This is a genomic window from Ligilactobacillus sp., from assembly GCF_036846325.1.
GTDB lineage: Bacteria > Bacillota > Bacilli > Lactobacillales > Lactobacillaceae > Ligilactobacillus.
In genome coordinates, this window is record NZ_DAIUCE010000180.1 from 1 (window position 1) to 1,900 (window position 1,900).

Consider the following 1,900-nt stretch of genomic DNA (forward strand, 5'->3'; position numbering starts at 1 on the left):
TCTTGCCCGAGCAAGGGTGCTTGGGACAAGGGGGTTGTGAGGCGAAACCTGATTAAGGCAAGGTGTGAAGCCGAACGTTCATGAACCCGTAAATTTCAGCTCCCGATTACGGGCAAAACGACGATTTCTGGGATTTGCCCGTAAAAGCCAGCCCGGATTGATCTGCAGTTAATTGCAAGGCATCCCGGCCTCTGCATGTCATGATGTTCTGTACGGAACGTGCGCCATTTCCGGGACGTTTCTCCAGTCGACGGTAAATCCTGCACCGTGAGCGCAGAAGACGGACTGGGGCGTGTTCTCCATGTCGGAGACCGGGTCGTAGCCGCATGCGGCAATGACTTCTGCTTCGTTATGACACGGACGGTAGCCGGAAACGGTTGTTTCAAGCAAGCCTTCACCGTGGGTGTAGGAGCGCACGGATGCCGCATAGTTCTGCATTTCACTGACGGGGGCAAGGCCCGTTATGGTGTTCGTCTGCTGGTCAAGCGAGAAGGTGCCGCTCATGAGCTGGATGTCGTTCATGGCGCGTCCGAGACAGGATTCCGGGACCCTGAGCACGAAGCTGTACCATGGCTCGAGCAGGCGGACGCCACCTTTTTCCTTCAGCGTCATCAGTCCCTGGCGCACGGCTCTGGAGGATGCCTCGCGGAAATCTCCGCCGACTGTATGCTTGATGCTTGCCCTGCCTGAGATGAGGGTGATTCTGACGTCCGTCAGCGGGGCACCTGTGAGAACGCCGAGGTGTTCCTTTTCCTTCAGACACGAGACGATCTGGCTCTGCCAGTTTCTGTCAAGGACCTCCAGGCTGCAGTCGGAATCGATGACGAGTCCCGTTCCCGGTTCTCCCGGTTCCATCAGGAGGTGGACCTCCGAGTAGTGGCGGAGCGGCTCGAAGTGGCCGACGCCTTCGACAGGTTCCGTGATGGTCTCCTTGTAGAGGGTCCTTCCCTTTTCGAACGCAACTTCGATGCCGAAGCGGTCTGACATGACCTGCTGCAGGGTTTCGAGCTGAATCTGACCCATGAGCTGAACCCGCAGCTCTCCTGTTTGAGATGACCAGGAGACGTTCAGGCTTCTGTCCTCGTCTTCCAGGATGCAAAGAGCCTTGCGGCAGGCGTCAAGATTGCCGTCTGCAGGACATGCCGCAAAGCTCAGGACGGGAGTGACGAGCGGTGCGGTCAGGCTTTCCGCCTTTCCCAGCCCTTGACCTGCAGACGTTTTCTGAAGGTTGGGGATGGCACAGACGTCACCGCATGAGACTTCGGACACGTCACTGTATCTTTTTCCGTCATAGATCCGCAGTCCGTTGACCTTCTGGCCGTCAGGCAGACGGTCCTTCGTCTTAAGCGACCCTCCCGTCAGCCTCAGCCAGGTCAGCCGGGCGCCCTTGTCGTCATGGGAGATGCGGAAGATCCTTGCTGAAAGACCGTCTCTTTGCGGCAGTTCCGGTGCAAAATGCAGTATTCCGTCCAAAAGTGCGCTTATGCCGTCAAGTTTCAGGGCCGAACCTTCCAGGCACGGGAATGCCCTGCGCGTTTTTACCAGGCTGCAGATGTCCTCCTGATCAAGGGATCCGCTGTCGAGGTACTTTTCAAGCAGTTCCTCGTCAAGTGCCGCCATTTCCTCCTCTTCTGTTCCGTCGAAGAAGACGATGCCTTCGTCAAGTTCCTTCAGCGCATCCCGGTCGAAATCTGCCAGGTCGGTCTTGTTGATGAATAAAAAGACCGGAACATTGTAGTGGTCAAGCATGTTCCAGAGCGACCTTGCCTGTCCCGTCACGCCGTCGCGTGCTGAAATGACCAGGATGGCGCAGTCAAGCACGGAAAGCACCTGTTCGGTCTGAGCGGAGAAGTCGATGTGTCCCGGAGTGTCAAGCAGGGTCAGCTTCATGTCATTCCAG

General features: G+C 57.1%; 1 protein-coding gene. It reads right to left on the reverse strand.

Annotated features, from left to right (window positions below; genetic code table 11):
* Positions 1–198: 198 nt before the first annotated feature.
* Positions 199–1,900, reverse strand: a 1,702-nt coding sequence (locus tag V7Z60_RS09940) for a GTP-binding protein (protein WP_334117652.1), incomplete at its 5' end; no start/stop codon positions are given.